This is a genomic window from Thermomonas sp. (assembly GCF_025993755.1).
Lineage (GTDB): Bacteria > Pseudomonadota > Gammaproteobacteria > Xanthomonadales > Xanthomonadaceae > Thermomonas.
This window is the reverse complement of record NZ_JAMQHN010000021.1, coordinates 1-7633: the sequence shown is the minus strand read 5'-3', so window position 1 is coordinate 7633 and position 7633 is coordinate 1. Positions and strand designations below refer to the sequence as shown.

Annotated in this window: 7 protein-coding genes and 1 pseudogene; 5 read left to right on the top strand and 3 right to left on the bottom strand. The window is 64.7% G+C overall.

Annotated elements, in window-relative coordinates; genetic code table 11:
- The 3 genes and pseudogenes from Q0X16_RS01600 to Q0X16_RS01590 all read right to left on the bottom strand — a co-directional run.
- The coding region (locus Q0X16_RS01600; protein WP_297829942.1) for a DUF4158 domain-containing protein at positions 1-663 on the bottom strand (663 nt) is incomplete at its 3' end.
- Between the two features lie 40 nt (positions 664-703).
- Positions 704-1633: pseudogene (locus Q0X16_RS01595) on the bottom strand (site-specific integrase); the annotation flags it as partial.
- Complete coding sequence (locus tag Q0X16_RS01590; protein ID WP_291210775.1) at positions 1630-2058, bottom strand: helix-turn-helix domain-containing protein; 429 nt, start codon at positions 2056-2058, stop codon at positions 1630-1632. The gene Q0X16_RS01590 and the pseudogene Q0X16_RS01595, both read right to left, overlap by 4 nt.
- 184 nt (positions 2059-2242) lie before the next feature.
- On the opposite strand from Q0X16_RS01590, the gene Q0X16_RS01585 reads away from it, so the two are divergent.
- The 5 genes from Q0X16_RS01585 to Q0X16_RS01565 form a co-directional block, all read left to right on the top strand.
- Positions 2243-2869 carry a cation transporter gene (locus Q0X16_RS01585; protein ID WP_297829938.1) on the top strand — a complete coding sequence of 209 codons (627 nt, stop codon included), beginning with the start codon at positions 2243-2245 and terminating at the stop codon, positions 2867-2869.
- A 59-nt stretch (positions 2870-2928) separates the two neighbouring features.
- A complete protein-coding gene (locus Q0X16_RS01580; protein WP_297829936.1) occupies positions 2929-3354 on the top strand; it encodes a hypothetical protein in 426 nt (141 codons plus the stop codon).
- A 64-nt stretch (positions 3355-3418) separates the two neighbouring features.
- On the top strand, positions 3419-4699 hold the full coding sequence (locus Q0X16_RS01575) for a TolC family protein (protein ID WP_297829934.1): 1281 nt from the start codon (positions 3419-3421) through the stop codon (positions 4697-4699).
- An 11-nt stretch (positions 4700-4710) separates the two neighbouring features.
- Complete coding sequence (locus tag Q0X16_RS01570) at positions 4711-5910, top strand: efflux RND transporter periplasmic adaptor subunit (protein ID WP_297829932.1); 1200 nt, start codon at positions 4711-4713, stop codon at positions 5908-5910.
- A 30-nt stretch (positions 5911-5940) separates the two neighbouring features.
- A partial coding sequence (locus Q0X16_RS01565) for an efflux RND transporter permease subunit (protein ID WP_297829930.1) occupies positions 5941-7633 on the top strand: 1693 nt, incomplete at its 3' end.

Genomic DNA, 7633 nt, shown 5'->3' with positions numbered 1-7633 from the left:
CAGTTCCTGGAAGTGCTGCAGCGACGAGCGCTTGGGCAAGCGCTTGATGGCCTGCAGTAGGCTCTTGGTGCGAACATCGGTGACGACCAGAAGATCGTCCAGCCGTTGCTTCTCGTCCACCGTCAGACGGGCGTCGATGAGGGCGAAGTAACGACCGTTGACCAGGGTCCGAATCCGGCGCGCCAAACGATCCAGCGCAGAGAACGCGGGGAGCTCGATGCGGTCGCGCACGAGTTGCTCGATCGCCACGTTGATCAGATCGGCCGGATTGTCCATGACGGCCGCGGCTTGGTGGATGGCGCGTGCCGCCACGTCCAGGCCACCATCGGCGTAGGCGCGAACCTGCAGATAGGTCCGGATGCGCTGGAAATAGCGGTAGCGCTTGTTCGGCGCGATGTCGGCGGGCTTGACCTGGACCCGGTACCGCAAGGCATTGCGAAGGTGGCGGACGACCGCGGCGGGCACTTCATCAATTGCCGGGAAGTAGCCCAGTCGCTGGAAGGATTTGAGCAGGAGGGCCAAGGTCAACCGATGGCCGGGTTGCCGGGCGCTATCGGTGATGAAAGCCAATTCGGCGTCGGTCGGCGTGTAGGCCGTGACCAGTTCCCGGACGACCGGGTTGCGCTTGAATTGTGGGTACGCGGTCCGCTCGATCGACGCCATGCAGGTCCTTAGTCGGTCATGGGGATGGAAGTGTCGGCGCTGGCAGGCCAGCCTCGATGCGCTGGCGGGCGAATGGGTCGCCGCCATCGAGGTAGCGCATGGCCGAGTGCACGTCGCGCCAGCCGACGTACTCCATCAGCGCCTTGACATCCCACCCGTTGGCGTTGGCCCATCCAGCGAAACCGCGACGCAGGGAATGGCTGCTGTAGTCCTCGGCATCGGGAAGGCCGGCGGCCTTGAACAGGCGGCGCAGCAGCGGAATCAAACTGTTCGGATGCAGCGGCGTCTCGCTGACGTGGCCCCAGCGATCGACACCGCGGAACACCGGCCCCTGTATCAAGTCGGCCGCGGCAATCCATTCAGCAGTCGCAGTCACCGGACACAAGCGCGACAACGCCGGCACCTTGTACGTATTGCCCATGGCTTGGCGATCCCCCTTGCTGCGCGACAGGAAACAGGTCATGCCTTCACCGGGCACCAGGCGCAGGTGTTCGACCTGCACGCGGATCAGTTCGTCGCCGCGGAAGCCCCGCCAGAAGCCGAGGAGGATCAGGGCGCGATCACGCTGAAGGCGGAGTGCATCTGCGCAATCATCGCGTTCCCACGCAACTGCAATCTCGGTACCAAGCCAATCATCCACCTGGGCCAGTCGGGTCAACTGCAGCGGTTCGGCCTGCTTTTCGACCGAGGGGTGGAGGGTTTGAATGCCCTTGAGCACCTTGCGCACCAAGGGCGCCTTGGTCGGATCGACGAAGCCCTGTTCGGTATGCCACTGCGCCAACGCCGCCAGACGTTGCTTGAGTGTGTTGGTAGCCAGTTGGCCGGCGTACTCGGCCAGGTAACGGGCGACGTTGTCAGCGGTCGCCGGCAAATGACCACCCCACTCGACCTCGAAATGCCGCACCGCTGAGGCATAGCTCCGTCGCGTATTCTCGCGCGTGGCGGCTTCGAGGTACCGGTCCAGCGTCATACGCGGCACCGGGCAACGTCGCGCTTTGAGACGATTCCCGTGTCCCGCAGCGCATGGAGGATGGTGCAGCACTCGCGCTCGCCGCCGGCGCACTGGGCGATCACACGTTCCAGTTCCATGGCCATGCGCTGGAGTTCGTCGATCCGCAGGTGAATGTCAGCCAAGTGCGTCCGTGCGATCGCATCGACATCGCCGCACGACATCTTGGAGTCGTCTTCCAACCGCAACAGGCTGCGGATCTCCTCCAGGCTGAAACCCAGTTCGCGCCCGCGGCTGATGAAGCGCAGCCGTTCCACCTCGGCCGGGCGGTAGGCGCGGTAGCCGCTCGCGGTTCGTGCCGGCGGCGGCATCAGCCCGACACGCTCGTAGTAACGGATGGTTTCCAGGTGGCAACCGCTGGCGGCGGCGGCTTCACTGATCTTCATGTGCATCCCGCTTGACTCTGTAGCTATTACGGACTTTACGCTGCACTTGCTCCGGTGCCAACTCAGGGACCGGCACCTTCTCTCGCGGCTGCCCATTTCCCTGCTTGCAGCTCTAATCCGCATGCTGCACCTGACTCCCATCCACGCCCTGCACACACACCGCTGAAGAACAGTGACCCTGACCATGAGTGATTGCAGTTGCCATCACGAAGCCAAGAATGCCGCGGAGCGTCGGGTACTGTGGGTTGCCCTGGCACTGAATGCGGCCATGGCGGTCATCGGCGGTGTGGCCGGCTGGATCGCACAGTCCGCCGGCCTGCTGGCCGATGCGCTGGACATGCTCTCCGACGCCACAGCCTATGCGATCGGGTTGATCGCCATCGGGCGTACCGCTCGCTTCAAGGCCAATGCGGCCTGGCTGAGCGGCAGCGTGCTGCTGGTGCTCGGTGTGGGGGTGTTGATCGAAGTGGGGCGTCGCGTACTGCATGGCGCCGAGCCGCTGAGTGGTTGGATGATCGGCACCGCGCTGCTGTCGCTTGCCGTGAACGTCTACGTGCTGCGCCTACTGGCGCCGTTGAAGTCGGGCGAGGTGCATTTGCGAGCGACCTGGCTGTTCACCCGCGCCGATGTGGTGGCCAACCTCGGCGTGATTCTCGCCGGCGTGCTGGTGCTATGGCTCGACTCGCCCTATCCGGACTTCATCATCGGCACCCTGATCGGCCTGTACGTCATCAAGGAGGCTGTGGAAATCCTCGGTGACGCACGGCGGGCGCGTCAGAAGGCGCGAAATCGCGGCAGCGCAACCGAGTAAGGCATGCTGCCCTGGCCCCGCCGCTCGCCCGCAGACGCCTTCCGAGAAGGCGCTACCTGATGCAATTTCATAACACCCCGGCCGGCCGGTATCATGCGCCGATGCTTGCGACCGCTCCCAGCACCATGCTTGGCCGCCTACGCGCTTCGGCGCGGCTGGCGGCGCTGGCGCTACTGGTATTCGCGATGAAGATCGGCGTAGTCGCCGCCTGCGCTCAGCACGACTTTGCCCTTTTGGGGCTGGGGGCTGATTCCACCCACCAGTTGATCGTGAATTCTGTGCTGGACACGGATGGCGCAGACCCGGCCCAAGACACGTTGCTGCAGGGTAGCGCCTGCACGCACTGTAGCTGCCACCATGCAGTGGCCGTCCCGATGACGCCCCACGCCATGGCAACAGCCCTGCCACACGCACGGTTTGGCTATACCGTGCCGGCCAACCGCAGTGCACCGGTGTTCCTGGAGCTTCGACCTCCCATAGTCTGATCGACATTCCATCAGCCCCCACTCGCCATGCGTGGGAGGTCCCGTCGATTCAGAGGATTGATTCATGCCTGTTTTCCATTCGTCACGGCGACGTTTCGTCGTGCGTGCGGCCGTCGCTCTGCTGGCGATAAGCCCTTGGCTCACGCCTGCTTGGGCCGCTGACGTCAGCACCGCTCCGCCCGTTATCCGCCAAGCGCTGCAAGCCGCCTGGCAGCAACACCCCTCTTACCGGGCGACCGAGGCGCAGTTGGCCGCCGCCCGTGCCCGCCTGACCGCCGCGGGACAGCCGCTGTACAACCCGGAGTTGGAACTGTCCAGCGACGATGAAGGCACCGAGCGTACGAACAGTGCCGGCCTGAACCTGACCTTGGATCTGAGCGGCAAACGTCGGGTCCGTCGCGATGCCGCCAGCGCTCGCGTCGATCAGGCCGCCGCCGAAGCGCGGGTGCGCCGGCGCGATTTCGCCCGGCAGTGGTTCGCCGGCTGGGCCGACCTGCAGACGGCGCAGCAGCGCGTGCGTACCGGCGAACGTCGGTTGGCATTGGTGACCCGGTTTGCCGAACTGGCCGAGAAGCAATTCGCGGCCGACGACATCTCCGGCCTGGAGCGCGATCTGGCGCTGCTCGCCCGGGATGAGGCGGAGGCGGAACAGGCGCAGTTGCTGGCCGACCAGGCCGATGCCGAAGCCCGCTTCCGCACGGTCGGCGGTACCTCCGAGTGGATCGCCGGCACGGCGCTGCCAACCGACCTGCTGCCGGCCCCGGAAACCGCCGTTGATGGTGTCGAGTCTCTGCCGGACTGGCAGGCCGCGCAGGCCGCGGCCACCGCCGCCGAGCGCGAAGTCACGGTGGCGCGGCGCAACCGCATCGCCGATCCGACCATCGGCGTCTACACTGGACGCAAAAAATACGACCTCGGCGGCCCCACTGACAACGTAGTCGGGGTCACCGTCACCATTCCGCTTTTCGTGCGCAACTCCTACCGCGCCGAAGTGGTCGCCGCCCAAGCCGATGCGGACGTGGCGCAGGCCGATCTGCAGCGGGTGCGACTGGAACTGGAAGCCGATCGCCGCCGGGCCACAAGCAGCTACGCCGCTGCCATTTCGGCCTGGAAGCGATGGAAGAATAGTCGCGGCACCGATGTGGAACGCCGCGCCAACCTGCTGGAGAAACTCTGGCGCGAGGGCGAACTCTCCACCGCCGATTACCTGCTGCAGCTCAAGCAGACCCTCGACACGCAACTCGCCGGTGCCGAACTCGAAGCGCGCCTGTGGCGCCACTACGCCGATTACCTTGCCGCCACCGGCCAGCTCGAACGCTGGGCAGGCCTGGAGGGCACCCAATGAGAACTCTACTGATGACCCCGCCCCGACTGATCTCGCTGCCGCTTGCCGCGGCATTGCTGCTGGCGATTTCCGCTTGCTCGAAAACGCCCGAAACTGAATCGACCCAAGCGCCCACCGCCGAACATGCCGAGGCTGGGGAAGCCGATCATGCTGAGGGTACGGAAGCACACGCAGAAGCAGGCGAGGAAGGCGAAACCGCCAAGCCAGTGAAGATGGACGATGCCGCACTCAAAGCCGCCGGCATCAAGTTGCAGACGCTGCAACCGTCCTCGCTGAGCGAGGAACTCCGTGCGCCCGGCGAAGTGGTCGACAGCGCCTACGGCACAACCTTGATCACGCCCCGCGTCGAAGCGCTCGTGGTCCGCCGACACGCCAAGCTCGGTGACGAAGTGCGCGCAGGCGCGCCGTTGGTGACGCTGGCCAGCGTCGAGGTGTCCGACGCGCAGGCCGATCTGCGCATTGCCGAACAGGAGTGGCGGCGTGTCTCGGCGCTGGGGCGCGAAGCCGTCGCCGGCCGCCGCATCAACGAAGCCAAGGTGGCGGTCGATCGTGCCCGTGCCAAGGCGCAGGCCTATGGATTGCCTGGCACATCGAGTGGCAGCGTCAATGGTCAGTTCACCCTGACCGCGCCGCATGCCGGCCGCCTTACCGAGGACGATTTTGTCGTCGGCGAGCGCATCGAGCCGGGCAAGGCGTTGTTCCGTCTGGTGGATGAGTCAACCGTTTGGGTGGATGCCAAATTGCCGTCTGGCACAGCTTCTCGCATTGAGGCCGGAAGCGCGGCGACCGTCGTGGTGGGCGGGGAACATCTTGTCGGCAAGGTGCTACGTAGCGCCCATCGCACGTCAGAAGCCACCCGCAATGCTTCAGTCCGGGTCGAGGTGCCGAACGAGGGCGACCGTCTGCATGGCGGCGATTTCGTCGAAGTGTATTTCGAGGCCGCTCCTGCGGCTAACACGGACAACAAATCCGCCACGCAGCTAGCCGTCCCAACCGATGCATTGGTGCAACTTGAAGGTGAAACCGTGGTGTTCCGCCGCAACCGCACTGGGGCACTCGAACCGGTGCCGGTGCGCGTGGGTGAAGTGATTGGTGATCGTACCGTCATCCGCGAAGGGTTGAAGGCAGGCGACAGTGTCGTGGTCGCCGGTGCGTTTGCGGTCAAGTCGCAGATTCTCAAGGCGCAACTGGGAGAGGGTCATGGCCATTGATCTCTCCCTCGTGATTTGCGGAGGTGCGCCATGCTGAATCGCCTGGTCGAACTTTCCCTGCGCTACAAGTTTCTGGTGCTGATCGCCTTCGCGGTGGTGGCCTTCCTCGGCATCAGTGCAGTGCGCAACGTGCCCATCGACGCCTTCCCGGACGTCACGCCCGTTCAGGTCAACGTCTACACCGAGTCCCCGGGCCTGGCCGCAGAAGACGTGGAGCAACTGCTCACCACACCGGTGGAGTCGGCGCTCGCCGGTCTGCCAAAAGTGCAGGAAATCCGCTCGGTCAGCCTGTTCGGGCTGTCATATGTCGCCGTCTATTTCGAGGACGACATGGACATCTACTTCGCGCGGCAGCTGGTCAACGAACGACTGCAGGAAATCGGTGACCGTCTGCCCGAAGGGTATGGCAAGCCGAGCATGGGGCCCAATACCTCCGGTCTGGGTCAGGTGTTCTGGTACACGGTCGAGCGCGCTCCGGGCGTCAGCAGGGATCAGGTCACCGACATGGACCTGCGCACCTGGCAGGAATGGACGGTGCGCCTGATCCTGCGTACCGCGCCGGGCGTGGACGATGTCTCCTCCTGGGGCGGCGGCGAGCGCGAGTATCAGGTCCAGATCGATCCGCAACGGCTCTATGCGCGCGGGCTGGGGTTTGGCGACGTGATCAACGCGATTCCGGCCAACAACGGCCAGGTCGGCGGCAACGTCATGGACGTGGGGCGCGAACAGTTCCTTGTTCGTGGCCTGGGCCTGTTGCGATCTACCAAGGATATCGGTGAGATCGTGCTCAAGGCCGAGGATGGCGTGCCGGTGTATTTGCGCGATGTGGCCACCGTGGTGGAAGCCCCGGCACCGCGTTTTGGTGCGGTGACCCGCGACGGCGAGGAAGTCGTGCTGGGCATGGCCCTGGCGCGCATCGGCGAGAACGCCAAGGACGTGGTCGAAGCGGTCAAGGGCAAACTCGATGTCGTACGCGATGCGTTGCCAAAGACTATGGTGCTCAAGCCGATTTACGAGCGCACCGACCTGGTCAACAAAGCGGTGGGGACAGCAACTCGCGCGTTGATCGAAGGCTCGATCCTGGTGGCGATCATCCTGTTCCTGTTCCTGGGCGAACTGCGCTCGGCGCTGGTCGTGATCGTGACGTTGCCACTGGCGATGCTGATTGCCTTCATCGGGATGGGCCAGGTTGGCCTGTCGGCCAACCTGATGTCGCTGGCTGGATTAGCGATCGGCATCGGCATGATGGTCGACGGCGCGGTGGTGATGGTCGAGAACGCCTTCCGGATCATGGCCGAGCGTCTCGAACACGGCGAAAAGGTCGACAGGACCTCCGCGGTGCTGGCGGCGGCGAAGGAAGTGGCCAATCCGATTACGTTTGCGATCGGCATCATCATCGTCGTGTTCCTGCCGCTGTTCGCGCTGGAAGGACTCGAAGGCAAGATGTTCAAGCCGATGGCCTTCAACATCGCCTTTGCGATGGCAGGTTCGCTGATCCTGAGTCTGACCCTGATCCCGGTGCTGGCCTCGATGATCCTCAAGCCCAAGCCGGAGCGCGATACGTGGCTGGTCGCCAAAATCAAGCGCGGCTACCGGCCGCTGCTGGACAAGGCGCTCGCACGCAAGCGGGTGGTCGTGGTCAGCGCCGTCCTCGCGCTGGTGGCAAGCCTAGCGCTGTTCCCGTTCCTGGGTAAGGAGTTCATGCCGCAGTTGCAGGAAGGCT